Origin of the sequence: Longimicrobium sp. (genome assembly GCF_035474595.1) — a bacterium.
Classification (GTDB): Bacteria; Gemmatimonadota; Gemmatimonadetes; order Longimicrobiales; family Longimicrobiaceae; genus Longimicrobium.
The window spans coordinates 74,619-100,652 of sequence record NZ_DATIND010000025.1; the positions used below are offsets into that span (position 1 = coordinate 74,619).

The following is a 26,034-nucleotide window of genomic DNA, read 5'->3' on the forward strand; positions in this document are numbered from 1 at the left end:
CGGCCGTGCGCACGCGGCGAGCGAGGAGCACGTCGCGCGCCCGCGTTCGCCGCGTGCGCACGCTTCGCCGGACGAGGCTTCCGGGCGCGAAAGTGCCTTGGGATCATTGGGTTGTCTGCCGATCCGCGCTTCGCCGCGCCGCTCTCCGCCTCGGTGTGGGGACGCGCGGAGTGATGCATGGCCGCCACACGTGCGGCGGCCCTGCATCGCTGGATCTCACGCGGAGACGCGGAGGTGCTTCCGAGGCTCTCCCGCGTCTCCGCGCCTCCGCGTGAGAACGCCGTCAGCGGAGGGGACGTCGGGATGAAACGTCAGGCGACGCCGGCGGGCTCCGCGGCGGCGACGGGGGATGGGGATGCGGGCGACGGCGCGGCGAGGAGGTCCACGCCGTGGCGGCGGTAGAGCGCGGCGGCGGGATCGAGCGATGACCAGCGGACGAAACCGCGCAGCGGCGGCGCCTCCAGCACAGTCAGCACGCCCACCGCGCGGAAGCCGATGCGCAGGAAGGTCCGCGCCGCGGGAAGGTTGTGGAGATAGCACTCCGCCCACACCCGCTCCGCTCCCGCGGCGAACGAGCGCTCCAGCAGCCGGTGCATGGTGAGCTTGTTCAGCCCCGACCGCCGGAACGCCGGCGCCACCCCCGCGCGGAGGATGCGCGCCTCGCGCTCCAGCATCCGCCCGTAGTAGGTGGGGAACCCCTCCGCGGTGCCGAACTGCATCCAGCAGTAGCACGCGACTTCGCCATCCACCGTCCCGATCACCGCCTCCTCGCCCCACCCCAGCGGCGGCGCGAACGATTCCACGAGGCCGGGATACCACGCCGCCGCCAGCCCCGCGCGGAACGGCTCCAGCCCGGCGGCCGCGCGGATGCGGTGCAGCTCCAGCGGCGGCCCCTGCGGCGCGGGCGCGGCGGCGAAGCTCTCCGGCGTGGCCGCGAACACCAGCTCGCGCCGCGCGAGCGTGCTCTCGCGCAGGAAGCGCAGCTTGCCGCCCAGGCCCACGTAGCGTGGGCCGGTGAATCCCTTGCGCCGGATCTTCGCGGCGAGCTCGCTCAGCATGGCGGCCTCGCATCGTCGCGGACAGCGGGCCGAGTGCCGGGGATGGTATGGATCCTTCGGCCTGCAGCGACCTGTGCGGAGACGGGTTGCGGTGTGGCCGGCCTCAGGATGACGTCCCCGGGGGGTGTGAGCGGAAGCAGGCTCGGCCTCGGGATGACGTCTGCGGGGGATTTGCGCGACATCGGCCGGCTCACGCGGCGGCGGGGGTGCGGAGGCGGCGGAAGTGCCGGTCGCGGTAGATGCGCCGCGCGGTCTGCAGGAAGGGGAGCGCGCTGCGGTGATAGGTGAGGTAGGGCACGTCCTGGCCGCCGAACTTGTCCTTGAAGCGGCTGGTGCCCCCGCACATGTTGTACGTCCCGATCCCGTTCTCGGCGGCGAAGCGGATCACCTCCCAGTGCAGCGCCTCGTTGGGGCACAGGTGCTGGTGCCGCAGCCAGCTTCCCGCGCCCCAGAAGTAGATGCACCGCTCGTCGTACGGGAACAGCCCCGCCGCCAGCACCTCGCCGTCCTTGCGCGCCCGGAGCGGGAGGAGGCGCCCGGCCGGCATCAGCCGCTGGTACAGCGAGCGCGGGCGCTCGATCCCGAACGGCGTTACCATCCCCTGCTTGCCGTAGACCTCCACGAACTGCGCGAAGAAGTGGTCCACGATGGCCGGGTCGTCCGTCCGCTCCACCACCACGCCGGCCTTCTCCGCCTTGCGCACGCGGTTGCGCGCCTCGCTCCGCATCGCCCCCCACGCCTCGTCCGCCGACGCGGGGACGGGGACCAGGTGGGTGACGCCCTCCTGCACCTGGAACCCGGCGGATACCATCATCCCCCGCTCCAGCGAGGGGTGGGAGAGCTCCAGATGGAGGAAGTGGCGCGGGCCGAAGAGCCGGGCGAGCGCGTCCACCACCTCGCGCGGGGCGATGCCGTCCCGTACCAGCGGCCCCATCCAGTTCGTTCCCGTGCCGCCCAGCGGGCTCCCGTGGATGGGCACCATCATCCGCGTCACCCGCAGCGCGCAGTGCACGCCCACCCGCTCGCGGTCGCGCATGACGTCGAAATAGGCGATGCGGCCGTCCGGGTGGATGTCGAGGACGTGGTCCAGCCACGCGCTCTCGTGGAAGAGCGTCTTGCCGGGATAGGCGCGGACCCGGTCGTCCCACCCGGCCGGGCGCGCGGGGAGCGGCTCGAAGCGAATCATGGCGCCGCGGGGGAGCGGGGGGATGAAAAGCGCGAGCGGACGAGCGACGCGAGGTGGCGCATCTCCAGTCCCCAGCGGACGATCGGGGATATCTCCGCCGTGCCGCGCATCGCCAGCTGGTGCTCGAGGATGGTGGAGGCGGGGACGAACCAGCCGTCCAGGCTGGCGACGTGGCGCAGCGCGTCCTCCACCGCCGGATCGACGCGGCCGCCGCGCGCGAACCCCTTCCCCAGGTGCGTGGAAAGGATGCAGACGCCGCCCTCGGCCACCAGCCGGTCGACCGCGCGGCGCGTCACCAGCCGCTTGAAGGCGGCGGCGTCCGGCGCGTCGGCGGTGTTGAACCAGTGGCGCACCCACGGCGTCGAGCGCAGGCGATACGGCCCGTGCGGCGGGATGGCGCCGCTGTTCAGCACGGGGAAGGTGAAGTTGCGCACGAACCTGAACCGCTCGCGGCACACGTCGCCCCAGAAGCGGGGGGATGCGGGATCGTGCCCGTCGAAGCGCGGGCGCCGGGCGATCCGCTCCGCCGCGAGCAGGGGGAGCCGCAGCAGCGCGGTGCGATAGCGGTGCGCGCCCCAGTACAGGTTCTCGCCGTTCTGCCCGTGGTTGCAGTGGATCGCCATCGGCGCGCCGACCCGCTCGTCCAGGAAGCGCAGCCCGCGCAGCGTCCGCTCGCGGTCGCTGGTCTCCATCGTGGCGTTGTGGAAGGCCAGCTCGAAGCCGCGCTCCACCAGCTCGCGCACGAAGGCGAGGTAATCCCCCTCCTGCAGCGTCGCCCCGGCGAAGTACAGCTCGCTCCCTTCCGGGCAGTCCAGCGGCCACGCCGTCTTCGTCGTGCGCATCCCCAGCTCGTGCAGGAGATCGTAGACGGGGCGGACGTTCTCCACCGTCGCGTCGTCGGTGTCGTCCAGCAGGGTGAAGGCGAAACGCTTCCCGCCGGGGAACGCGCCGCCGCCGCGCGCCGTGTCATCGGCGGCGGCGGAGCGGGAGGGCGGGGGGGCGAGCGCGGCGGGCATCGGCGTCACTCCGGCAGCGCGGGCGCGACCGCCGGTGCCGCCGCCGCGCGGACCGGCCGCGCGGCGAGGAGGTCGTCCAGCTCGCGCAGCAGATCCGCGCGCAGGCGCTCCTCGCCGCCCAGCGACAGCGCGTAGCGCCGCCCCGCCGCGGCCACGGACGCGCGGAGCTCCGCGTCCTCCGCCACGCGCACCACGGCCGCGCGGAGCGCCTCGGGGTCGCCGGGGGGCACCAGGACGGCCGTGCGCTCGTCCAGCACGCCGTGCGTGGCCGGCGAGTCGGTGATGATCACGCACTTCCCCATCGCCATGGCCACCGGGTAGGTGCTGATCCCCGACGGCGCCAGGATCCCGGGCTGCACGGGGATGACCACGGCGTGCGCGCGGGAGATCCAGTCGTTCCACGAAGCGGTGGCGCCGTCGTGGTCCACCCGCTCCACGTTGGGCGGCCACTCGATCCCGTCCACCTGCGTCCCGTGGTCCGCCGCCTGGCCCCAGGTGGCCAGCGCCACGCACCGGTACGGCAGCCCGCGGAAGGCGGCGCACAGCGTGGCGATGTCGCGGTTGGAGCGCCCGCAGGAGAGGAAGAACCCCTCGTCGGACACGGGGGTGCGCAGCACCTCGTCGTGCGTGTTCACCTTGAAGGGAACGTAGCGCACGCGCTCCGCCGGGAGCGCGTACACGCGGCGCAGCTCCGCGGTATCGCGGGCGTACACGGCGAAGCGGTCGACCTCCTTCAGCAGCCAGCGGCGCACCCGGAAGGCGAGGCGGGCACGGAGCCCGCGGCCGGGGTGGTTGAGGATGAGGTCCACCGAGAGCAGCCGGCAGCGCGCGAACGGGAGCAGCTTCTTCGCGGCGCAGAGCAGCAGGAGCGAGCGCGCGTCGATGTTCAGCAGCGCGGCGTCGTGGCGCCACACGGCCAGGCAGGCGAGCGCTGCGCGCCACGCGGGCATCCGGTCCACGCGCACCGGCTCCACCGCGCGGCCGGCGGACGCGTGCCCGTCCAGCCACGGCGTGTTGGTGACGATGCGGAGCGGGGGCGTCATGGTCGGCTTCACTTGCGGTAGCGGTGCCCACGCCCGGTCACGATCAGCACCAGCGCCCAGAGCCGCGCCCAGTAGTACAGCCAGTAGAGCACCAGGTTGGCGCCCGCGGCGGACGTTCGGCGCGCCACGACGCAGCGGTACGCCACGGTCGCGACGGGCACGGCGAGCTGCAGCGCGAGCGCAGCCGCCACCGCCTTCGCGAGCGGCACGCCTGGCCAGGCCAGCAGGAACGCGCCCAGGACCGTCAAGGCCAGGTGCACCGCCATCATGATCGTTGGCCGGTCCAGACGCGGGCCGCCCACGGTTCCGAACATTCCCAGCCCGTGCCATACCGTACGTCGCCAGAACTGCCGCAGCGTGCGCGGGTTGCCCAGGTGCACCGCCTTCACGCGGGTGCATTCCCAGATCCCCAGCCCGTGCTCCTGCATCCGCCGGCAGATCTCGGAGTCTTCGCCCGTTGGCAGGTCTTCCCGGAAGCCGCCCACCTCGTCGAACGCGGCGCGCGTGATGAAGAAGTTGCCCGAGTTGATGTAGTGCACCGCGCGGTCGCGCCCCACGTGGTGAAGCCGGTACTGGGCCGTCTCGATCCATCTTCCCCCCTCGGGCGCGCTCGCCTCGCACCCGGTGGCGGCCGCGCCGGTCCGGGCGAGCGTCTCGACCGCCGCCGCCAGGTATCCTTCCGCCACCACGCAGTCGGCGTCGACGAAGGCCAGACAGGCGCCGGTTCCTTCCCGCGCCCCGGCATTGCGGACCGCGCCGATGGTGCCGCCTTCGAAGCGGATCACGCGCGCCCGGGCAGGATCGACGCCGAGGAGGAACTCGTACGATCCGTCGGTCGAACCGTTGTCGACGAACACCACCTCGGCCGGGCCCCAGCGCTCGGCCTCGGTGAGCAGCGCCGGCACCGTTCGGCGCAGGAAATGAAGTCCGTTCAGCACCGGCACCACGAACGTCACCGACGCGTCGCACGCCTGCGCGGCGTGGCCGGCACGCGAGGAAGCGGGGACGGAAGTGGGGGTCATGCCACGGCCCGGCGGCAGGGGAGACGGATCGAGCCGCGGTCGCACAGCCCGCCCCGGGGATTCGGGCAAGCGAGCGAGGCTGCCTCCTGGATGATACAGGTGTTGCGTCCGCACCACAGGGAGAGCAAGGAATCCGGGGCCCCGCGGGTCTGGCCGCGCGTTCCGGCCGCGGAGAACGGCAGCGTGTCCACGCGTGGCGGGAGCGTCCCGGCGGCGGCAGGGGTACGCGGGTAAAATGCGTCAGGCGCCATTGTAGCGGGGCTCTTCTGGCTCGGATTTGCGGCGGGGCCGGAGGCGGACGGGCGGAGCGGCGGGCGATCTGACTGAAGGCAAGGACGGTGCCCTGCCGGGGTCCGCCCGGGTCGGTCACGGCACGGCGCTGCGATCAGCCGGGGGGGAAGGGGATCCATCCCGCCGCCGACTCCCGTCTCGCCCCGTTGCATCACGGCGGGTGATAGCGGCGCGGGCCGGCACCCGGTGAAGGGCGCCGGCCCGCGGGCGGCATGTGCCGGTTCCCGGCGCTACCGGGCGAGGCGGCCGGTCGAGAAGGTGATGTTGTCCCAGTAGCGCATCTCGTCGAACGTACCGCCGTAGTTCACCTGGTCACCCACGATGAAGTAGCGGAATTTCTGGTTGGCGGGCGATGCCGTCCAGGCGGGATCGCTCCAGGTGAGGTTCGTCCGCTCGTACACCAGCGCGCCGTCCACCCATACGCGGATCACCCCGTCCTTCGCGGTGAACGAGGTGTTCAACCGCTGTTCCATCTCCAGCTTGTACCACCGCCCCGCCTGCAGGGTGGCCAGACCGACGTCCTGGTGGAAGCCGCTCGGCCCGTAGCCCTGGCTGACGATGAGCGTGTAGCCGTACAGGGCCAGCACGGTCGAGAAATCGGGGAAGCCGGTGCTCTCGTCGCGCTGGAAGTACAGGAGCTTGCGGCCCGCCGGCTCGCTTCCCGGCAGCGGCTGTCCCACGTACAGGTCGCCGCGGAACACGATGGTCTGGCCCAGCCCGACGCCTGCGTTGCTCTCGTACATCACGCCGCGGTTGCGGTCCGCCGCTGTCCCGGCGTAGTGGATGCTCACCACCCTGCCGTGCCCGGCGCCGGTGGGATCGTTCACCACGCTCAGGTCGCTGGGATACTGGTCCCACGGATAGGTGAAGGGCGACAGCGTGCCGGTCTCGAAGGTGCTGCTGGCCAGCACCGTCGGCGTCCCGGTAGTCGGCGGCGGGGTCGTGGTGACCGGCGTCTTCACGGCCACGGGCGCGGAGGCGGTCTTCCCCTCGGCGGTGGCGGTGATGGTGGCGCTGCCGTCGGCCAGCGCGAACACCACGCCCAGCGGCGACACGTTGGCCACCGCGGGGTTGGAGCTGCTCCAGGCGACCACGCGCCCGGTGAGCACGTTGCCGCCCGCGTCCTTCGCGACCGCCGCGGCCTGCGCGTTCTGCCCCGGCGCCAGCGCGAACGACGTGGGGGACACGGCCAGCGAGGCGATGGGCACCGCCTGCACGCTCACCTGTGCCTGCGCGGCCACGCCCGACGGCGCCGCGGCGGTGACCACCGCCGAGCCCGCGGCCAGCGAGCGCACCATGCCCGAGGCGTCCACCGTGGCGATGGCGGGCGCGGAGCTGGTCCACGTGTAGCCGGTGCCCGGGACCACCGCGCCGTTGGAGTCGCGCGCGACGGCCTGCAGGGAGAGCGACTGGCCGGTCTGGAGGGATGCGACGGCCGGGGTGAGGGCCACCGCGGCCACCAGCTGCACGACCTGGATCATGGATGTGTCCGCCTTTCCGCTCGCGGCGGCCACCACACGGGCAAGCCCGGTGCCGCGCGCCACCACCATCCCCGTGGGGCTGACGGTGGCCACGCCGGTGTCGGCGGTGCTCCAGCCGACCGTGGTGGCCAGCGCGTTCCCCTGCGCGTCGTAGGCGGTGGCGCTCAGGCGCACGCTGTCGCCCAGCGCGCGCAGGATCACGGCGTCGGGCGTGGCCACCACGCGCGACACCTGGTGCGGCTTCACGCGCACCCGGGCGTTGCTGGTGGCGGAGCCGTAGACGGCGGTGACGGTGGCCTCGCCCTCGGCCAGGCCGCGCACGGTGCCGCTCCCGTCCACCGTGACGATGGAGGGCGACGAGGTGCGCCACTCCGGCACGGCCGACGCGTTGCCGCCCACCACCGTGGCCTCGATGCGGGCCTGGTCGCCCGGCGCGATCTCCACGTCGGCGTTGGCGATGCGGATGAACACGTCGCGCGCCGCCGCCGTGCCCGACGATCCGCCGCCGTCGCAGGCCGCAAGCACGGCCACGAAGGCGGCGGCGGCTTGACCGATCCGAAAGTTCCTTGAGGTGCGCATTTTACTCGTCTCCAGTCCGAAACGTCTCGAGTGTATGTCCGGACCGGCCATTCCGCATTCCAGCACGAATACGGACCGCCGGCGGGGATCCCTTGTCGGGGAATCGCACCACGCTGGCGGCCCGGCGGACATGGCGGGAGACGAGTCCCCGCGTTAGCCCCGTGGCTCTGCGTCGCCGCCTTTCGGCGGGTTTGCTCTGAGCAGCTGTGTTACGGCCGAGCCCGTCGGCCGCCCGCGGTGGGGCGCGCCGGAAAGGCTCGCGATGTTCGTGATTTGCGACGACAGGAAAGGCAACGGGTATTCCATCCCGTTCTGTCCTCTCATCATCATCCCTAAGTATTTTTGGGTGTGTGATTTAGACAGATTCGTACTTCGAGCCGCCAGGCAGGCCGGCTCTTGCATGCCGCAACGAATCGCGCAAAGCACCCGGCATCCTGCCCCGGCCCGAAGGGGAATTAGACTCACACGGAGGGAACGGAGGATGGGTGTGCCCGGCAACCCTCCGTTCTTTCCGTGTGATTTCCTTCTGTTGGGTCAGGTACGGCTGAGCGAGGGGGGCGGATGGGGGGAGATTGGCGGCGCGGGCGTGAGACCATCTGGGTGGCTGAATGCACAGCCAATCAGCCGAAACGATATTATGTCAGGCGGGAACGAGCGCGGGAGCCGGTGCGGAGCGCGGCGACGCGGCGTGCACCTCGTGCCAGAGGTAGACGTTCGCCAGCAGCCACAGCGCCTCGGAGTGGTCCGCCGCGCCGGTCGCGTGGGCGGCCACCAGCGCGCGCACCTCGGCGGCGTCGAAGTGCGCGGCGGCGGGGTGCGCGGGGTCGCGCAGGCGCTCCAGCACGCCCGCCAGCGGGCCGCCGCGGAACCAGTCTGCCAGTGGCAGGCCGAAGCCGGACTTGCGCCCGCGGGCCACGCGCGGGCTCAGCCGCCGCTCCGCCAGTGCCTTCACCACGCGCTTGTTCTCCGTCCCCGCGATCTTCAGCCGCGTGGGGAGGCGGAGCGCCCACTCCACCATCCGCACGTCCAGGAAGGGGACGCGCGCCTCCAGGCCAACCGCCATCGACACGCGGTCCATGCGGTCCAGCGCGGATTCCAGGTACGTGCGCAGCTCGTAGCGCGACAGCGTGGCCACCGGGTCTCCGCCGGCGGCGCGTGCCTCGGCCAGCAGGCGCCGCCGCTCGTCCATCGCGCCGCCCATGGCGCCGCCGGTGAGCCGTTCCACCCGCTCCGGCGCCACGAACGCGGAGTTCAGGATCAGCGCGTCGCCGGGCGCCAGCGGGAGGAGCGCGGCGAGCCTGGCCGCGCGGTGGCCGGGGAGGAGGCCCGCGGCCGCGGCCAGCGCGCGGCGGAGCGGCGCGGGGGCGCCGGAGGGCCGCGCCAGGTGCCAGCGCGGGTACCCGCCGAACACCTCGTCCGCGCCCTCGCCGGTCAGCACCACCGTCACCTCGCGCCGCGCGAAGCGGCTCAGCAGGTACAGCGGCACCGCGTTGGGGTGGCTCAGCGGCTCGTCGTAGAAGCCGATGAGCCGCGCCAGCAGCGGCTCCACGTCGCCGGGGCGCAGGGGGAGCACCTGGTGCTCGGTGCCCGCGCGCGCGGCCGAGTCGCGCGCCAGCGGGGTCTCGTCCCACGCGGGGTCGTCGAAGCCCACCGAGAAGCTGAGCGTCCGCGCGCCGCGGGCACGGGCGGCGTAGCCGGTCACCAGCCCCGAATCCACGCCGCCGCTGCAGAAGGCGCCCAGTGGCACGTCGCTCATCAGCTGCATCCGCACGGCGCGCTCGAGGTGCGCTTCCAGTTCGTCGCGCGCTTCGGCCAGCGTGGAGCGATCGTCATCTCCGGGGGCGGGGGGATTCCAGTACTCCCACACCCGCAGCGACCCGTCTTCCCACACCGCCGCGTGCGCCGGGGGAAGCCGGTGGACGCCGCGGAAGAAGGTGTTGGCGCCGGCCACGTAGCGGAACGCCAGGTACTCGTGCAGCCGCTCCGAGGAGGGCTCGGCTGCGGCGCCGGTGCCCGCGAGCACGGCCTTGATCTCCGAGCCGAAGAAGAGTCCGTGGGGGGTGACGGAGTAGAAGAGCGGCTTGATGCCGAAATGGTCGCGCGCGAGCAGAACGCGGCGCCTGCGCAGGTCGTGCACGGCGAACGCGAACATCCCGTTCAGCCGCGCGGGAAGCGTGTCGCCCCACTCCTCGTAGCCGTGCGCCAGCACCTCGGTGTCGCTGCGCGTGCGGAACGCGTGGCCGCGCGACCTCAGCTCGCGGGCGAGCTCGGGGAAGTTGTAGATCTCGCCGTTGAAGGTGACCCAGACGGTGCCGTCCTCGTTCGACAGCGGCTGCGCGCCGCCCGCCAGGTCCACCACGCTCAGCCGGCGATGCCCCAGCCCCACGTTCAGTTCGCAGCGCACCCCCGCGCCGTCGGGGCCGCGGTGGGCCAGCGTGTCGCGCATCCGCACCACGCGCGCGGCGTCCACCCGCGCATCGGGCGCGGCAAGCGCGATTCCGCAGATTCCGCACATGGAGAGGTGGCGTTCGGGGCGGGGAAGGGGGACCGGGGGAGAGGTGCCGCACGGGAAGGGTCCGGACCGGTCGGGATCGACCGGGCTTCAAGTTCCAGGCCGGAGAGCCGGCTGCCGTGCAACGACCGCCGCTGTCGACTTCGCCGGTCCTGCCTGCGGCGAACGGCAATCGTTCGTTGCCGTGCATGACCTGAGCAGGATAGGGGGCGCCACCCTGGCGGCGAGCACGCCTCCAGTCCCTCCCTGTGATTTCCCTCTGTCAAGTCAGGTACGGCTGAGCGAGAGGCGGGGCGATGCGGGGGAGACAGGCGGTACGGCTCCGCGCACGAGCGCGGTGATCGCGCCCAGGTCGGCGGGGGTGAGGAGGGAGTGCGTGGGGAGGGTGACGAGATGCGACGCGAGCGTCTCGGCGCCGGGGAAGCGCCGCTCGGGGCCGGTGAGGCGCGGCTTCAGCGCGGGGAGCGCGGCCAGCGGCAGCGGGTAGCCGCGGGCGATGCCGAGCCGCGCGGCATCGGATGGCAGGGGGGCGTCGAGGAGGAGGGGGAGGCGGAGGAAGCCGGGATCCGCGCCATCGACGGGGCGGATCGGATGGATGCCGGGGACGTCGCCCAGCGCGGCGAGGAGCGCGCGGGCGTTCCGGCGGCGCGCGTCGGCCTCGCGCTCGGCGGCGGCGCGGGTGCGGCGCAGGAGCGTGGCGGCGGCGCGGGGGAGCGCGCGCGGCGGGCGGGGCGGATGGTAGACGGTTTCGCCCAGCGCCAGGCCGGGAATCGCGCTGGGGAGCGCGTACAGCGACGGGCGGCCGAGCATCCACTGCGCCGCGGACGCCGCGAGGTTCATCATCTCCGCGAGCGCGCCGCCGGGAGGGACGGATGGCATCTCCATCTTCATCCCCATCTCCATCCCTTCCGAACCCATCTCCATCCCTTCCGTGTGGACGAGCAGCGCGCCGCCGCGGCCGCCCGTCCACCCCTTCCCCCGCCCGAAGCTGAGCACCGAGAGCGCGCCGAACGACCCCGCGGGCCGCCCACGCCAGGCGGCGCCGTGCCCCTGCGCCGCGTCTTCAACCACGATGGCGCCGTGCCGCGCGGCGAGCGCGAGCAGCTCCGCCCACGCGGGCGGGTGGCCATACGCCCACGCGGCCACGACCACGCGCGCACCGGCCGCCAGCACGCGCTCGAGCGAGTCCATGTCCGGCGTGAGCGTGCGCGGGTCGACGTCGTACAGCGACACCGCCGCGTCCGCGCCCACGGCCGCGGCGGCGACGTCGTAGCACGTCCACGCGGGAAGGGCGACGGGCGCGGCCGGGTCGCCGGAGAGCGTGCGCGCCGCGGAGATGGCGAGCTGCAGCGCCTGGGTGCCGCTCGCGCAGAGCACGCCGGAGGCCGCGCGGTGGCGGGCGAGGAGGTTGGCCAGGAGGCGGTCCGCGTCGCCGCGGCGCAGGAGCGAGCCCGCGGCGCCGGCCAGCGCGCGGGCGGTGAGCGGCGAGTACGCGGCGAGCTGGCGGCGCATCAGGGAAAGTGGCGGGAGAGCGCGGGGCCCAGCCGGTTGGCCACGGCCAGCGGAAGCCGCTGCCACGCCCGCACGGCCAGCCGGTATCCGCGTCCGTCGGGCGACGGCGTTCCCGCCTCGCCGCCGGGGGACCACGCGATCCACGGGAGCGTGGCGTCGGTGCCGCCCCACTGCTCCTTGAAGCGGTGCGTCGACCCGCCGGGGGTGCACCGGCCGAAGGAGAAGACGCGCATCCCGCGCGCGATCGCCTCGCGCATCACCCCCCAGTACAGCAGCATGTTGGGCGAGGCCGCGTTGTGCTCGCGCAGCGACGACGCCCAGGTGATCTCCATCTCCCCCCCGAACAGCAGGCAGCAGGCGCCGGCGACGGGCACATCGCCGCGATACACGGCCGCGAAGAGCACGTGGCCGGGGAAGCGCCGCGCCATGGCCGCGAACCAGGCGCGGGGGAGCACGGGGGTGCCCAGGTCGCGCATGTTGCGCGCGAACACCGCGTAGAAGGCGTCGGCCTCGCCGTCGCCGCAGCGGAACTCCATCCCCTCCTTCATGGGCCGCCTGATCTGGCTGCGGAGCTTGGCGCGGAACCCCGTCTCCCACAGCTCCTCCTCGGTCGCCGGGAGGGGGAGATACCGCACCACCTTGCGCGGCGGCGCCGTGTCCGCGGGAAAGGCGAGCGGCGCGCGGACGCGCATCTCCAGCACGCCGGCCCCGCACCGCCGCGCCTCGGCGTGCGCGTGCGCGGCGAGAAGGGCGCGCGCCTTTTCGTCCCCCAGCGGGCCGCCGTCGTTCAGGAAGGGCATGGAGACGAGGAAGTGCCCCGTAAGCCGGCTGCGGACGCGGACCAGCGGAAGCACGCCGCGCCACTCGCCTTCCGCGTCTTCCGCGGCCCAGAGCAGCGTCTGGTGGCCCAGCACGTCGGCCATCACCTCGCGCCAGCCGGCCAGGTGGCAGAGCGTGCCGCCGTCGCTGTCACGGACGAAGCGGTCCCACCGCGCCACGTCGTCCACCGGCGTGACGCGGAGCGCGGAGGCGGGGGCGGCGGTCAGGCCGGGCACGGGGCCTCCGCGGGGGCGGATTCGAGCGCCAGGGTGCGGGCGATGGGCTGGAAGCGGAACCCGGCGAGGAGACGGCGGATGCGGGGGACGGTGCGCTTCAGCCCGCCGTAGTGACGCATCCGCGTCTTCAGGTCCACGCGGATGCGCGGCTGTTCGGGATCGAGCTCCCACGGGTGGACGTAGAAGGTGCCGGGGACGCCGCGCCGCTCCGCCTGCCGCAGCGCGCCGGTGACGAGCGCGCGGGGAAGGAGACGGAGGAAGGCGCCGCCGCCGGCCGGAAAGAGGCGGCCGCCGGCGCGGAGCGTCGCGGGCGGAAGCTCGTGCAGCACGCCCGCGGCGCGTTCCACGCGGTGCGGGTCGCGCGCCGCCGCCGGCCAGCCGTGCCCGCGGCCGGGAAAGACGCTGGAGTCGTACGCGTACCCTTCTTCCAGCAGCACGTCGAACGCCCAGGCCCGTTCGGGGGAGATGGAGAAGCTCGGCGCGCGGTAGCCCCAAACGGGCGCGCCCGCCGCATCCTCCAGCACCGCCTTGGACGTGCGGACGGACTCGCGGAACTGCGCGGGGGTGAGCGCATCGACCCGCTCGTGGCCCCACCCGTGCGACGCCACCTCGTGCCCCGCCGCGGCGATGTCGCGCACCAGCGCGGGGTGGCGCTCGGCGATCCAGCCCAGCACGAAGAAGGTCCCCGCCGAGCCGTGCTCCGCCAGCAGCTCCAGCAGCAGGCGCGTGGCGCGTTCGACGCGGCCGGGGAGCCGGTCCCAGTCCGCGCGGGGGACGTACGGCTCCAGCGCGTGGACCTGGAAGTACTCCTCGACGTCGACGGTGAAGTGGTGGTTCATCGGCGGGGTTGGGCGGTGATCCGGACCGGCGGCGGGCGACGAAGCGTGCAGGGAGCGCGCCGGGCACCGAGTCGAGCATCGGCCGAGGCCATCATCCCCGCGCGCGGCGAGCGGGGACGCGGCGGGGAGACGCCTCGCATCTCCGCGACTTGCCTCGCTTTTCGTCGGCCGGCGCCCGCAGGTGTGGCGCCGATGCAACACATCGCCCCGCATCTCCCGCTTCGTCCGCCTTCGACCCGCGCCACGTGACCGATTCCGGCCGCAGCCCGCAGCGCATCGCCTCCCTCGCCGTCCTGCTGGCGGTGCTCGTGGCCGTGCTGGCGCCGCAGCCGGGGCGCGACTACCCGATCACCTGGTGCCTGGCGTGCGGCGAGCGGGCGGGCTCGGACGCGGTGCGCAACCTTCTCCTCTTCGTCCCGTTGGGGATGGTGGCGGCGGGGTGGCTCCGCCCGGCGGCGCTGGCCGCGGCCGCGTGCGCCGCGCTCTCGCTGGGCGTGGAGGCGGCGCAGGTGTGGATTCCCGGCCGCGACCCGGCGCTCAGCGACTTCCTGTTCAACTCGCTCGGCGCCGCCGCCGGGGTGGCGCTCGCCCGCTCGCGATCGGTGTGGCTGCGGCCGTCGCGGCGCGGCGCGGGGCGGCTGGTGCTCGGGTGGGCGGCGCTGGTGTGGGCCGCGGTCGCCGCGACGGGGTGGCTCCTCGCGCCCGCGACCTGGTCGCCGCGCCTCGCCGTCGCCGAGCGGGATGGGGACGACCTGATTCTCCGCGTCCACACCCGCGCGGAGTGGCTCCACCTCGACCAGCCCGTGGTGCGCTGGCGCGGCGCCCTCCGCGGCGTCGGCGCGGAAGCGGGGGAGCGCTTTCTCGCGACACAGGGGCGCGGCGGATGGTGCATGCGTGCCGGCGCGCGGCGGCGCTGCGGGATGGGGGCGACGGCGGGGAGCGGGTGGGGGATGATCGTCTTTCCCGACGCCATCGCCCGCCGCATCGGCTCGCTGGTGGATGCGGCGTGGGCGGCGTTCCTCTTCGTTCCGCTCGGATTCTGGCTGCGCCGCGGCCGCATCTCCATCGCCGCGATGGGTATCGCGTTCGCGGTGCTGGCGGTGCTTCCCGCGCTGGGCCTGCTGGCGCGGACGCCCGCGCCGGAGTGGCTGGGCGCGGCGATGGGGATCGCGGCGGGGGTGGGGTTGGCGCGGGTGGTTGGCTCGGAGGGCGAATGAATTTAATGAATTCGCGGCAACAACTGCACAAAGTCCGCCTTCGCGGACTCGGGGCCGCAACAACCTCCCGGGTAACCGGGGCCACACCGAGGCTTCAGGGCTGGTTGCCGAGCGGATCACCCCGAAGTCCCCGGAACCTGCGCTCGACGGGGAGCGGGTTGGGCCCCCAGCGTGCCTCCAATCCGTGGTCCACCCAGGTGCGGTTCCCGGCGAGCAGGAAGTCGTCGGCGATGCCGAACGCCGCTCCGACGAAGATGTCGAAACCGGCCACGTTCCTGGGGATGTCCCGGCACTCCGCGATCACGTTGCCGGTCACGCCGTCGCACTCCAGCTTTCCCATCCCGTACTTGATCACCTCCGGGCCGTGATGGTCCGGGAACCCCGCCGGAGGCGACATCAGGTCCTTCCCGTGGCGGGCGCCGCCGGGCGCGATCACCGACGCGAGCCAGTTCGCGATGGTGGGGCCCCGGGCCTCGAATCCGCCGCCGCCGGTGCTGTAGCCGGCGGGAAGAAGGCGGTCTGCCCGGTGCGGGTGCGCCGCGCACCAGGCCGCGAAGGCGCTGCGCTGCCGGTCGTTCTCCAGCCGGCCGTACATCGCATGGAAGTCGGTGCGGAACATCACGTGGAGCGACGTCTTCGGCCCGTCGTCGTCGCCGAGCCTGGGGTGCCCGCGGAACACCTCCACGTAGTACTGGCACGCCGCCACCAGCCCGATCAGCAGGTCGGTGGCCTCGCGGCCGGCGTGCACGCCCAGGTCGTTCGCCACCTGCGCCGCGAACGTCTCGGCGTGCTGCTTGGCGCGGTCGCCCGGCCCTTCGTCAAAGCGAGCGAGAAAGTTGGGAAGCATCCAGAGGGGGACCGCGAAGCTGGCCTGCGCGGTCCCGCCCCAGGTGCCCTTCAGGCGCAGCGCCACCCGGTGCCCCGTGGGCATCCACACCTCGGCGTGGCGCCCCGGCTCGCGCGACATGATCGCCGCGGGCGTGCGGACGTACGCGAGCCTCTGCACCTCCACCGCCCGGTGTACCCGCTTCAGCTCGGCGAACTGGCCCTCCAGCTGGGCATGGTCGTAGGCCGGGCCCAGCACGAACTCGCCGTAGCTTTCGGCGATCCGGCCCTGCGGAAGCTCCGCCTCGATCCGCAGCGCCGCCACCGTCGACTGGAACACGATCCCTTTCGAGGGGATGCCCTCCCAGTTCGTGTCGAGGCGCAAGCGGTCCAGGTCGTGGTGGCGCTCCACCATCAGGGCGTTCACTTCCCACTCGAACCCCACCGAAACGGCGCCCTGCGCAACCGGGATCACCTTGAGCAGATCGCCGTGATCCAGGTCCGTGCCGTCGGCCAGCTCCAGGCCCAGCGAAAGCCACACCGGCGCGCCCGCGGCCGTGCCCTGCACCCACAGCACCTGGTCCGCGTCGGGCTGGGCCGCGCCGAGCCGGTCCGCGTCGCCCACCGCGCTCGCCCGCTCGCGCGGGTGGACGCTCACGCCCGGCGCGGAGCTGCGCAGCATCAGCCGGGCACCGGGTACCTGCGGCGTGCTCTGCCGGATGGTGACGGGGCAGCGCAGGCTCCTGGCCAGGGCGGGCGGGACTCCGGCAAGCTTCCCGAAGGCGATCTTCTGCCCTTCCACCAGCGCCACGCTCGATGGCCGGAAGGTGCTCGCCTCGAGGGTCAGCTCCACCACGGTCGCGTTAGCCGGGGCGGGCCCCTGCACGACCAGCCCGGCCGCTGGGTCCAGCGCCAGCCGCAGGCCCAGAGCGCCACGGGCGCCTCCCAGCACGTACAGGGTGACGCCGGCGCCGGCGAGCTGCGCGTTGGGGATGCGGACCGGGTGCGGCCCCGTCAGCGGCAGCCCGTCGTCCGGATCGAGCAGCAGCGTGGTGCATCCCGCGTCGGTGTAGACGCGGGCGCCTCCCGCGGCGATGGACAGGTTGCCGTGGCCCGCGTAGACGGCATCCGCCACGAAGCGCGCCGTCAATACGGTGGGGGTGGGGATGGGAGGGAGGTGCGCCGCGTGGCGCGCGCGGTAGTCGCGGTCCAGCAGCATCACGTTGCGCGCGAACACCAGCTCCGGGCGCACCACCGTGTGGATACAGGGCTTCCTCGTCACGCCGACCTCGGCATCGCCCAACGTGGGGTCTTCCTCCGCGTCGCGATCGACGTTCCGCGCCCGCTTCATCCCGGCCCGAACCGCGAGGAGATCAATGTCCGTCACCGGTCACGCTCCCGCTTCGGGGTCGAAGCGGGCGAAGAGCGCCCGCAGCCTGGCGCCCGGCGCCGCGCCCGCGTCTTCCAGGATCCGGACCGCCCACGCGGCCTCGGGGGCGCGCTGGAATCCCAGGCCCAGGAAGCACGCGGCGTTGGCCAGGCGGAACAGCTCGCGCTCGCTGCGGAAGCCCCAGCGGGGGGCCACGGCGAACAGGTGCCGCAGCTCGGCGCGGACGTCTGCCTCGCTCCGGGCGGCGTACAGGGCGCTCCAGTGCTCGCGCACCAGGCGGACGCACCTGTCCTCCACGGGCCGCAGCGCGGCGAGCCGGAAGGCTTCCATCTGCGCATCGCGGATGATCAGCATGGAGATGCGGGAAGGTGGCGGCGGCACGATCGGCCGCGTGGCCGAAGGGACGACGGGGGATGATGCGGCGCAGGGAGGGGACAGGGGCGGAGGCCGCGCGGCGGCTCCGGGCTCGCCGGCCCTCCCCGGGGAAGCCGATGCGGAATCTGCACTCCGGCTCGGGCCGCGCATCCCCGCGGGTCCGAGGCGTCGTGAGCGGATCAGCCTCGCGCAGTTTGCGAGGCTTCCCCGTCGTTGTTGCTGCGACTTCTTCAGTCGCCGGTGTGGGGCCAGGCCGGCGGAACCCTCCCGGACGTCAGTAGATGTAGATGGGCGTGCCCACGGAGACGTGGCGGTAGAGGTACTCGAGGTCGCCGTCCAGCAGGCGCAGGCATCCATGGGTGGCGGGGCGGCCCACGGAGGCGAGCTCCGGCGTGCCGTGCAGGTAGATGCCGCTGCCGGTGTCGAGCTTGTAGGCGCCCAGGATCCCCGGCATGGTGCGGTTCGCCGATCCCGGCGGCGGCGCGAAGAGGGTGTCGCCGAACACGGCCTCGTCGCCGCGCTCCACCGGGTGCCACGTTCCGTCCGGGGCCACGCGCCCCACCCGGCCGCCGCGCGTGGTGACGTATCCCCCCTCCGCCAGCGGCACGCGCTCGCCGCCCTGCAGCCACACCAGCTTCCATCCCTGCATGGCCGCCAGCTCCACGTAGTGCCAGTCGGGCGCGGTCCACATCGGGTTGCGCTCCTTCCCCAGCACCCGCCGGATGCCCCGCGGGGTGGTGAAGTCCCACACGCGCCCCTCGTACTCCATCACCACCTCCTTGCCGACGGCGACGGGGGCGGTGTAGAGCGCGATGCGGCCGTCCATCAGCCACACCTGGCGGTCGTATAGCGACACCACCAGCCGCACGCCGCGCGCGTTCAGCGCCTGGTCGCGCAGCGGCGAGGCGGGCCCGGCGCTGGCTTCGGGGCCGGGAAGGGGCACGGGCGGGGCCGGCTGCGCGGGCTGCGCAGCGGCGGGAGCGGCCAGGGCGAGCGCCGCCAGGGCCGCGGCGAGGGTCGGGAAGCGTCTGAGCATCGTAAGTCCGGAAAACGGGTGGGGCGGGCGGGCACGCGCCTGGTGCGCCCCGCCCGCCCCACGCTTTCATCCCCCTACTTCGGTCCGGCCTGCCCCTCGCGGCGGCGCTTGCGCTTGCGGGCGGCGGCCAGCGCGGCCAGCCCCGACCCCACCAGGATCAGCGTCGACGGCTCCGGCACCACCGGCGGCGGGGGTGGAGGCGGCGGCGGAGGTGGAGGCGGCGGCGGTGGGGGCGGCTCCGGTGGAGGAGGAGGCGGCGGTGGAGGCGGCGTGTCCCCGTGCCCGCCGTGCCCCAGCGTCAGCCCGCCGCCGACCAGGGGGATGAATCCCCACCAGTAGGGGAACGGCCGCGCGCGGTTCACCACCGGCGGCTGCTCGGGCACCGGCGTCTCCTCGATCACGAAGGGGCGCACCGACGGCACCATGACCAGGTCCACGGACGGGGTCCGCGTGGCCACGTAGCACAGTGTAAGGTCCTTGCAGACGCGGACCTTCATGGTGTCGGGGTCGGCCGCTTCCGCGGGGTTCCAGGGCCGGGCCTCGGCGTGGCCCTGGTCCACGAAGTCCGTGAAGTAGTCGCCCAGGCTTCCGTGGCGCGGAGCGGCTGCGGCAGGCGCGGCGGCGGCGTCGGAGCTGCCGCCGCTCTCCGCGGGTGCGGCCACGGCGGTGGCGTCGCCGCCGCCGTCGGGCGCGGCGGGGCCCTGGGCCGCGACGGCCCGCGGCAGCGCCACGGCGAGCGTGGCGGCCACCAGGGCCAGGAGCAGATGGATGTGGCGATACGGCGCCATGCGGACCCCGGGGCTCGGGACAGGCCAGCGTCACGACGAGGAATTCCGTCGCGGGGCCGGGCGTGCGGCAGGCGGCACACACCCGGACAGCCTGTTGAGCAACGCCGATACCACGCCTAAACACATGGAATCGCTGGCTTTTACGCGCGTTTGGTGTAGCGCCGCCACAACATCCGCCCGCTCCACGCAACGACTGTAGCAGATTCCGCCCACGGAATCCGGGTGAGACCTGCCGGGGTGATTCAGGGGGATGTAAGGGAGACGAGCTGGAGACAATCTCCGATTCCGCGCCCCGCCGCCACGCGCACCCCGACGTCGAGCGCGCCCCGGCGTCATCCTGAGTCGCCCCCGCGCTGCGCTTCCAGGAGGACGATCAGGAGATCGGTCGTGCGCGCCGATGCCGCGGAATGCGCGGATCAGCCTCGCGCAGTTTGCGAGGCTTCCCGTAGTTGTTGCTGCGACTTCAGTCGCCGGTGAGGAGGCCAGCCCACGACCGAAAAGCGTCGGCTGGAAGAGCATCGACTTGAGAAGAGCGTCGACCGGAGAAGAGCGTCGACTGGAGACGGTGCAGAGCGGGTGCGGCCGAGCGGTCGTCAGCCGCTCTGGAAATGATGCAGGGGGATGCGACCGATCGATCGTCAGCCGCTCTGGAGCTGATGCAGAGGGAGGCGGGCGATCGATCGTCAGCCGCTCTGGAGATGATGCAGGGGGATGCGGCAGATCGATCCTCAGCCGCCGCCGGCCAGCGCGCGCGCCAGCTCGCGCACGCAGCGGTCGATGCGGTCGTAGCTGCGCACGTACGCGTGCGTCGCGCGCCCCCACGGGTCCTCCACGGCGCGCGTGTCGATCGGCTCGGGATCCAGGTCTCCCAGCACGACCACGTCCGCGCGGTCGCGGTGGAACCCGCGGACCACGGAGCGCTCCTGGTCGGTCGTCATCACCACCACCAGCGCCGCCGCGTCCACGCGCTCGCGCGAGATGAGCGACGACCGGTGCGCCGACAGGTCGATGCGCCGTGCCGCGGCGGCGCTCAGCGCGGGCCCGGGCGGCGGCCGGTCCGGCCCGATGAACCCCGCCGACTCCACCCGCACCCGCGTGCGTGCCGCGGGCGGCAGCGCGCGGAGGAACGCCGCCGCCGCGTACGGGCTGCGGCAGACGTTCCCCTGGCAGAGGAAGAGCACCGACGCCGGAAGCTCCCGCCCGCGCAGCCGGCGGAGCGCGGCCCGGCGGCGCCCGCGGTGCAGCGCGCGGTCGGGCGTGTGCCGCAGCGTCCGCATGGCGCGGCGCAGCGGCGGCCACTCCAGCGTGGCGCGGAGGGGGCCGAGCCGGACCCCCGGGTCGATCGGGGCGGAGGCGTTCACGCGGGTGGGGGCGTCAGGGAGAGGAAGCGGGGGAGATGCGGACGCTCCGCCGGTGGAAACTTCCGTGCCGGGCGGGCACTTGCCCGGCGCGGCTCCCGATCTCCATGCGCGGCGCGAATCTCCGCATCGTCCGCCGAGTGTGGCGCGCCCGCAACAGGTGGCGGAGGTGCGCGACGGGCGTCGTGCCCGCGCGACGGCTGGCGGCCGCGCACGGAATGGCGCGGCGGCGCACGCAAATCGGCGTGGATGCAGGCGTCGGCGGCGCGGGGCACGCCCCCTGCCCGGTTGTCCGGTTCGCGGTTTCCCGCTGCAGTGATCCCGCTCCTCTCCGCTGGGACCCTCTCCCATGGTCCACCTGTCCCGCCTTTCCCTGGTGCCGCTCCTGGCGGCCCTCCTCGCCCTCGCCCCCCCGCTCCGCGCGCAGAGCCTGACGGCCGGCGCGCTGGGCGGCGTGGCCCGCGACGCCCGCGGCACCCCCGTGGCCGGCGCGCTGGTGACGGTGACCGACGCCGCCGGCGGCTCGGCGCGCGTGGCCACCACCGGCGCCGGCGGCGGCTTCGCCATGCGCCTGCTGGTGCCGGGAACGTACGAGGTGCTGGTGGAGCGCATCGGCTTCCGCCCGCTGCGCGTCACCGGCATCCCCGTCTCGCCCGGCCAGACCACGCAGGTGGACGCGGCGCTGACCGCCGATGCCGCCGCCACCAGCGTCGACGCGTCCGCCTACCGCGCGGGGGTGCGCGGCGGCTTCGGCCCGCCCGCCGGGCTGCGCTTCGGCGCGGCGGAGCTGGCGGCCTTCCCCGCCGAGCGCCGCGAGCTGGGAACGCTGGCCGGCTTTGCCCCGCTCCTGGCGCCCGGCGGCGAGCTCGGCGCCGGGCCCAGCGTGGTGGTGGACGGCGTGGCCTTCCACTCGGTCGCCCTCCCCGCCGGCGTCCCGGACCCGCTGGGGAGCGCGGCCTTCGCCTGGCGCTTCCTGGAGCGCGCCGAGGTGCTGGCGGCGCCCGTGGACGTGGAGTGGGGCGGCGCCGCGCCGGTCACGCTGCACGCCTTCACCCGCCGCGGCGGCCGCGTCTTCGCGGCCGACGCCGGGGCGTGGTGGTCGGGCGGCTCGCTGCAGGCCACCGACGCCTTCGCCGCGGGCGGCTCGCACTCGGCGCTGGAGGGCGGGGCCACGCTGGGCGGCCCGCTGGGGCAGGGCGCCGGGCAGTTCGTGGTGGGCGCCGAGGTGCGCTCGCTGGAGTCGCCGCTGCAGCTGGCCTCGCGGAGCGGCGAGCTCGTCTCCTCGCTCACCACGCTGGCGCTGGACTCGTTCGGCGTGGCGCTGCACGGCACGCCCGGGCAGGTGAAGACGAACACCGGCTCGGGGTTCGCGCGCTTCGACTGGCGCACCGCCGGCGGGCAGGCGTTCTCCTTCCGCGCCGCCGGGGCGACGCTTCTCTCTCCCCAGCGTCGCGCCTTCACCGACCTGGCCGAGGGCGGCGGGAATGCGAAGGGAAGCGACCTGCTGGCGTCTGCCGAGGCGGCCGTGCCGCTGGACGACGATGTGGGGGTGGAGGTGCGGGGGACCTTCGAGAGCAGCAGCCGCGACTACACCTCGGGCGACAGCGCCTTCACCCTCACCCGCGTCGTCTCCGGGGCGCTGGGCTTCGGCGCGCACGAGGGGTTCCCGGGGCGCTTCGGGCGGACCTCGGCGGGCGGCTCGGCGGTGGCGCACGTGCGCGCGGGCCAGCACCAGCTCAAGGCGGGCGGCGGCGCGGACTTCGTGCACCACGACCGCGCCTACGCCCCCGGCGCCGCGGGCGAGTTCACCTTCTCCGGGGCGGACGACTTCGCGCGCGGCCGCGGCGTGTTCGCGCAGACGCTGGGCGCGTCGAGCACCGCCGCCTTCTCCGTTCCCCGCTTCTACGGCTTCCTGCAGGACACGTGGACGCCGGCGGCCGGAATCGAGCTGGCGCTGGGGGTGCGCTACGACGTGGAAAAGGTCCCCGCGGGCGACATCCCCCTGGACCTGGACTGGGGGGTACGCACGGGGATGGCCACCTCCAACGTCCGCCCCAGCGCCAGCCGCATCGCCCCGCGCGGCTCGCTCACCATCGCCCCCCCGGGCGGCGGATGGCGGCTGCGCGCCGAGGGCGGCATCTACACCGGCGAGTCCGACCCGGGCGTGCTGGCCGAGGCGGTGGGGAGCGGCGCCACGCTGCGCGTCCGCCGCGGGGTGGACGTTCCCTGGTCGTGGGGCGCGGCGCCGGACTCGGCCTCGGTTCCCGGCACGGCGCGGACGCTCACCATCCTCACCCCCGAGTGGGGGCCGCCCCGCGCCGCGCGCGCCGGCCTCTCGCTGAGCACCGCGCTCCCCGGCGCGACCGCGCTCCATGTCGACGCGGAATGGCGGCGCACCGACTTCCTCCCGCGCCGCGCGGACCTGAACCTCCTTCCCGAGGCTTCGGGCGCGGACCAGTACGGCCGCCCGCTCTTCGGCACGCTGGTGCAGCGCGGCACGCTCCTCCTGGCGCAGCCGGGAACGGATCGCCGCTTCACCGCCTTCGACCGGGTGAGCGCCATCGACCTGGACGGGTGGCTGGAGTGGATGGCGCTGAGCGTCGCGGTCGAGCGCCGCCCGACCGCCGGGCTCCGCCTCCTGGCCGGCTACACCTTCTCGCGCACGCGCGACAACCTCCTCGCGGCCGACGGCATCACCCCCGGTGGCCTTCCGGTCCCCTTCCTGGCGGAAGGCACCGACTGGAGCGAGGGGCGCTCGTCGCTCGACGCGCCGCACCGCGGCGTGCTGCTGGCCGAGGTGCGCGGCGCGGGCGGGCGGACGCCGAGCCTGGCCGCCGTGTACCGCGTCCGCTCGGGCGACCCCTTCACCGCCGGCTTCCGCGCGGGGGTCGACGCGAACGGCGACGGCTCCGTGGCGAACGACCCCGCCTTCGTCGATCCGTCCATCACCGGCTACTCCGCCGTGGCCGCGAGCTGGGCCTGCCTGCGCTCGCAGGAGGGCGGCTTCGCGGTGCGCAACGCCTGCCGCGGCCCCATCGTCCACTCGCTGGACCTGCGCGCCGGGGTAGACCTGCTGCGCCGCGGCCCGCACGCCGCGCGGCTGACGGTGGACGGGCTGAACCTGCTGGGCGGCGAGCGCGGCCCGGTAGACGGCGCGCTCTTCCTGGTCGATCCCACCCGCGCGCTGTCGACGGACGCGCAGGGGAAGATCGTGGTTCCCCTCGTGGCCAACCCCGGGTTCGGGGAGCCCCTCCTGCGCCGCGCCACCGGGCGTACGCTGCGAATCGGCCTTCAGCTCGCCTACTGACATGCGCCGCCCCGCCTATCTCGCCCTCGTGGCCGCCGCCGCACTGGCCGCCTGCGAGTCCGTTCCCGCCCCGCTCGAGGTTTCGGGCACGGGGTCGCTCTTCGGCTTCGCCTACCTGGACCGCAACGGCAGCGGCGCGCTGGACGCCGGCGACCGCCCCTACCGCGGCCTTTCCGTCTCGCTGGCCGACTGGGCGTCGGGGCGCGTGGCCGCCACCGTCACCACCGACTCGGGCGGCGTCTACACCTTCCGCGACGTTCCCGTGGGCCGCTACCGCGTGCGGGTGGACGCGGCGCAGCTGGGCGACAGCGTGCGCGTGACCGCGGGGCAGGACAGCGCGGTTACGGTCTCGGCCGCCGACTCGCTCGCCGCGCAGGTGCGGCTGGCGCTGGCGTACCCCACGCGCACCATCGCCGCCGTCCGCGCGCTCCCGGCGGGGGTGCCGGTGCTCTTCTCCGCGCGGGTGGTGGGGCTGGTGGGCGACACGGCGTTCCTGTGGGACGGCGACCGCGCGATCCGCGCGCCGGGCGCCGTGGTGGGCGCGCAGATCACCAGCGCCGACCTGATGGGCGACAGCGTGCGCGTGGTGGGGCGCACCGGCCGCGCGGGGACCTTCGTGGTGCTGGACTCGGCGCTCATGATCCCCACCGCGCACCTTCCCGATGCCACGCCGGTGGCGCTGGACAGCCACACGGCCGCGGCCGCGGGGGCCGGCGTGTACGACGCCGCCGCGGTGCGCGTGGCGGGCGCGACCATCCTCGACACCGTCACGGTCGACGGCAACGGCTACCTGCGCATGGACGACGGCTCGGGCCCGCTGGACGTGCGGCTGGGCCCCGGCGTGCGCTTCGCGCTGACGCCGTACGTTCCCGGCGTGGTGATGAACCTTTCCGGCGTGCTCGTCCCCTCGGCGGACGCCGGAAGGTGGGTGCTGATCCCGCGCACGGCCGCCGACCTGGAGGTCACCGCCGCCGTGTCGCCCTTCGCCCCCGCGGTGCCGACCGGGGTGACGGTGTCGGCGCTGGATTCCACGGTCACGCTGGCGTGGACCGACGCGAGCACGAACGAGACGCGCTTCGAGGTGGAGCGGCGGGGCGGGGGCACGCCCATCTTCGGGCGCGTCGCCAGCCCGGGGCCGGGCGTGCAGACGCTGGTGGACCCGGTGGCGGGGAACTCGTTCTACGGCTACCGGGTGCGGGCGTGCAACGGCAACGTGTGCTCCGCCTTCACCGACGAGGTCACGGTCGCCACCGTGCCCGCCGCGCCCGACAACCTGCAGGCGTTCCCGCGGACCAGGGCCGTGCAGGTGCAGTGGCGCGACCTGTCGCGGGTGGAGCAGCGCTTCGAGATCCAGCGCAAGGACACGGGCGGCTTCGCCGACGCGGGGCAGGTGCCGGGCGACGTGCAGACGTTCCTGGACCAGCCGCTCCCCCCCGGCGTGGCCGAGACGTACCGGGTGCGCGCCTGCAACGCCGCCGGGTGCTCGGCGTATTCGAACGAGTTCACCGCCGCCGCGCTCCCGTAGACGGGCGATCGCGGCCGATGCGGGGTCCGGCCCCGGGCGAGGTTTCATCGCCCGGGGCCGGATTGTATCTGGTGGCGGATCTGGCGATCACCTGTGCATTACAAACGTACGGAAAGACGTCATCCTGAGGCCGGCCACACCGTCGCTGCCTCCACACGAGCGGTTGCAGGCCGAAGGATCTATCGGCGAGGTCGCACGTGCGCTCCGGATTGCACGATCGTTCCCCGAATTCCGTATGAATCAACGAAAGATCAGGATTCGGGCGTGTTTGGCGCTTAGGCGCCAAACCGGGCTGCGCGCGCGGTAGGCAACGATACGACTGTTGCCAACCGCGCCGGGCCGCCGCCGCGCCGGGCTTCCGTGAGAGTCCGCCGCATCGGTGAGCGCGCGGCGCCGTCCCGGCCCTCCGGGCGCGCATCCCTCACGCAGTGGGCTCGGCGTCTTCCGTCCGCCGAATCCCCCATGCGCCGAAATCCCCCGAGAAGCCAGCCCGAGTCGTCCCCCGCGCTGCGCTCCAGGAAGGATGAAAGAGAGGCGTCCTCTGGAGTTGCCCCACTTTCGTGGACACCTGGTTAGTGGGGATCAAGCGGCTTCGAGAAGCGGCGCGCGCGCCGCTTCT

Annotated in this window: 18 protein-coding genes and 1 riboswitch; of the genes, 3 read left to right on the forward strand and 15 right to left on the reverse strand. The window is 74.1% G+C overall.

Features of this window, described 5'->3' with window-relative positions; all coding sequences use genetic code 11:
• Nucleotides 1-311 precede the first annotated feature (311 nt).
• From VLK66_RS04270 to VLK66_RS04315, 10 genes are all read right to left on the reverse strand, one after another.
• Nucleotides 312-1,058, reverse strand: a complete 747-nt coding sequence (locus tag VLK66_RS04270; protein WP_325308133.1) for a GNAT family N-acetyltransferase — start codon at nucleotides 1,056-1,058, stop codon at nucleotides 312-314.
• Nucleotides 1,059-1,248: 190 nt separating this feature from the next.
• Nucleotides 1,249-2,244 (reverse strand): GNAT family N-acetyltransferase, encoded by a 996-nt coding sequence (locus tag VLK66_RS04275; RefSeq protein ID WP_325308134.1) that lies wholly within the window; start codon nucleotides 2,242-2,244, stop codon nucleotides 1,249-1,251.
• Nucleotides 2,241-3,260, reverse strand: a complete 1,020-nt coding sequence (locus tag VLK66_RS04280) for a hypothetical protein (RefSeq protein ID WP_325308135.1) — start codon at nucleotides 3,258-3,260, stop codon at nucleotides 2,241-2,243. The genes VLK66_RS04275 and VLK66_RS04280 overlap by 4 nt, the downstream gene beginning before the upstream one ends.
• A gap of 5 nt (nucleotides 3,261-3,265) precedes the next feature.
• Nucleotides 3,266-4,303, reverse strand: a complete 1,038-nt coding sequence (locus VLK66_RS04285; RefSeq protein ID WP_325308136.1) for a glycosyltransferase — start codon at nucleotides 4,301-4,303, stop codon at nucleotides 3,266-3,268.
• 8 nt (nucleotides 4,304-4,311) lie between these two features.
• Complete coding sequence (locus VLK66_RS04290) at nucleotides 4,312-5,325, reverse strand: glycosyltransferase (RefSeq protein WP_325308137.1); 1,014 nt, start codon at nucleotides 5,323-5,325, stop codon at nucleotides 4,312-4,314.
• 521 nt (nucleotides 5,326-5,846) lie between these two features.
• A complete protein-coding gene (locus VLK66_RS04295; protein WP_325308138.1) occupies nucleotides 5,847-7,628 on the reverse strand; it encodes an Ig-like domain-containing protein in 1,782 nt (593 codons plus the stop codon).
• 160 nt (nucleotides 7,629-7,788) lie between these two features.
• A riboswitch (cyclic di-GMP riboswitch) is annotated at nucleotides 7,789-7,882 on the reverse strand.
• A gap of 434 nt (nucleotides 7,883-8,316) precedes the next feature.
• Complete coding sequence (gene asnB, locus VLK66_RS04300; RefSeq protein WP_325308139.1) at nucleotides 8,317-10,191, reverse strand: asparagine synthase (glutamine-hydrolyzing); 1,875 nt, start codon at nucleotides 10,189-10,191, stop codon at nucleotides 8,317-8,319.
• 264 nt (nucleotides 10,192-10,455) lie between these two features.
• Nucleotides 10,456-11,700, reverse strand: coding sequence for an aminotransferase class I/II-fold pyridoxal phosphate-dependent enzyme (locus VLK66_RS04305; RefSeq protein ID WP_325308140.1), 1,245 nt, complete (start codon nucleotides 11,698-11,700; stop codon nucleotides 10,456-10,458).
• Nucleotides 11,700-12,755 (reverse strand): FemAB family XrtA/PEP-CTERM system-associated protein, encoded by a 1,056-nt coding sequence (locus VLK66_RS04310; protein WP_325308141.1) that lies wholly within the window; start codon nucleotides 12,753-12,755, stop codon nucleotides 11,700-11,702. The genes VLK66_RS04305 and VLK66_RS04310 overlap by 1 nt, the downstream gene beginning before the upstream one ends.
• The gene (locus VLK66_RS04315) at nucleotides 12,743-13,594 is read right to left on the reverse strand and encodes an XrtA system polysaccharide deacetylase (protein WP_325308142.1); all 852 of its coding nucleotides are present in this window, start codon (nucleotides 13,592-13,594) and stop codon (nucleotides 12,743-12,745) included. The genes VLK66_RS04310 and VLK66_RS04315 overlap by 13 nt, the downstream gene beginning before the upstream one ends.
• 245 nt (nucleotides 13,595-13,839) lie before the next feature.
• On the opposite strand from VLK66_RS04315, the gene VLK66_RS04320 reads away from it, so the two are divergent.
• On the forward strand, nucleotides 13,840-14,811 hold the full coding sequence (locus VLK66_RS04320; RefSeq protein ID WP_325308143.1) for a VanZ family protein: 972 nt from the start codon (nucleotides 13,840-13,842) through the stop codon (nucleotides 14,809-14,811).
• Nucleotides 14,812-14,905: 94 nt separating this feature from the next.
• On the opposite strand, the gene VLK66_RS04325 is transcribed toward VLK66_RS04320, so the two are convergent.
• The 5 genes from VLK66_RS04325 to VLK66_RS04345 form a co-directional block, all read right to left on the reverse strand.
• The gene (locus VLK66_RS04325) at nucleotides 14,906-17,023 is read right to left on the reverse strand and encodes a hypothetical protein (protein WP_325308144.1); all 2,118 of its coding nucleotides are present in this window, start codon (nucleotides 17,021-17,023) and stop codon (nucleotides 14,906-14,908) included.
• 3 nt (nucleotides 17,024-17,026) lie between these two features.
• The gene (locus VLK66_RS04330) at nucleotides 17,027-17,380 is read right to left on the reverse strand and encodes a hypothetical protein (RefSeq protein ID WP_325308145.1); all 354 of its coding nucleotides are present in this window, start codon (nucleotides 17,378-17,380) and stop codon (nucleotides 17,027-17,029) included.
• Between the two features lie 295 nt (nucleotides 17,381-17,675).
• Nucleotides 17,676-18,437, reverse strand: a complete 762-nt coding sequence (locus tag VLK66_RS04335) for a L,D-transpeptidase (RefSeq protein WP_325308146.1) — start codon at nucleotides 18,435-18,437, stop codon at nucleotides 17,676-17,678.
• Nucleotides 18,438-18,511: 74 nt separating this feature from the next.
• Nucleotides 18,512-19,225, reverse strand: coding sequence for a PEP-CTERM sorting domain-containing protein (locus tag VLK66_RS04340; protein WP_325308147.1), 714 nt, complete (start codon nucleotides 19,223-19,225; stop codon nucleotides 18,512-18,514).
• Nucleotides 19,226-19,953: 728 nt separating this feature from the next.
• Nucleotides 19,954-20,586, reverse strand: a complete 633-nt coding sequence (locus tag VLK66_RS04345; RefSeq protein ID WP_325308148.1) for a hypothetical protein — start codon at nucleotides 20,584-20,586, stop codon at nucleotides 19,954-19,956.
• Between the two features lie 346 nt (nucleotides 20,587-20,932).
• Between VLK66_RS04345 and VLK66_RS04350 the strand changes: the two genes are divergently transcribed.
• Both VLK66_RS04350 and VLK66_RS04355 read left to right on the forward strand, forming a co-directional pair.
• Nucleotides 20,933-23,890, forward strand: coding sequence for a carboxypeptidase-like regulatory domain-containing protein (locus VLK66_RS04350; RefSeq protein ID WP_325308149.1), 2,958 nt, complete (start codon nucleotides 20,933-20,935; stop codon nucleotides 23,888-23,890).
• Nucleotide 23,891: 1 nt separating this feature from the next.
• Nucleotides 23,892-25,415 (forward strand): SdrD B-like domain-containing protein, encoded by a 1,524-nt coding sequence (locus VLK66_RS04355; RefSeq protein WP_325308150.1) that lies wholly within the window; start codon nucleotides 23,892-23,894, stop codon nucleotides 25,413-25,415.
• The last annotated feature ends 619 nt before the right edge of the window (nucleotides 25,416-26,034 follow it).

Coding starts and splice junctions, on each gene's coding strand:
- VLK66_RS04335 (WP_325308146.1), bottom strand. CDS start 18,437: ATGCTCAGACGCTTCCCGACCCTCGCCGCGGCCCTGGCGGCGCTCGCC.
- VLK66_RS04290 (WP_325308137.1), bottom strand. CDS start 5,325: ATGACCCCCACTTCCGTCCCCGCTTCCTCGCGTGCCGGCCACGCCGCG.
- VLK66_RS04275 (WP_325308134.1), bottom strand. CDS start 2,244: ATGATTCGCTTCGAGCCGCTCCCCGCGCGCCCGGCCGGGTGGGACGAC.
- VLK66_RS04270 (WP_325308133.1), bottom strand. CDS start 1,058: ATGCTGAGCGAGCTCGCCGCGAAGATCCGGCGCAAGGGATTCACCGGC.
- VLK66_RS04305 (WP_325308140.1), bottom strand. CDS start 11,700: ATGCGCCGCCAGCTCGCCGCGTACTCGCCGCTCACCGCCCGCGCGCTG.
- VLK66_RS04350 (WP_325308149.1), top strand. CDS start 20,933: ATGGTCCACCTGTCCCGCCTTTCCCTGGTGCCGCTCCTGGCGGCCCTC.
- VLK66_RS04330 (WP_325308145.1), bottom strand. CDS start 17,380: ATGCTGATCATCCGCGATGCGCAGATGGAAGCCTTCCGGCTCGCCGCG.
- asnB (WP_325308139.1), bottom strand. CDS start 10,191: ATGTGCGGAATCTGCGGAATCGCGCTTGCCGCGCCCGATGCGCGGGTG.
- VLK66_RS04285 (WP_325308136.1), bottom strand. CDS start 4,303: ATGACGCCCCCGCTCCGCATCGTCACCAACACGCCGTGGCTGGACGGG.
- VLK66_RS04280 (WP_325308135.1), bottom strand. CDS start 3,260: ATGCCCGCCGCGCTCGCCCCCCCGCCCTCCCGCTCCGCCGCCGCCGAT.
- VLK66_RS04355 (WP_325308150.1), top strand. CDS start 23,892: ATGCGCCGCCCCGCCTATCTCGCCCTCGTGGCCGCCGCCGCACTGGCC.
- VLK66_RS04340 (WP_325308147.1), bottom strand. CDS start 19,225: ATGGCGCCGTATCGCCACATCCATCTGCTCCTGGCCCTGGTGGCCGCC.
- VLK66_RS04315 (WP_325308142.1), bottom strand. CDS start 13,594: ATGAACCACCACTTCACCGTCGACGTCGAGGAGTACTTCCAGGTCCAC.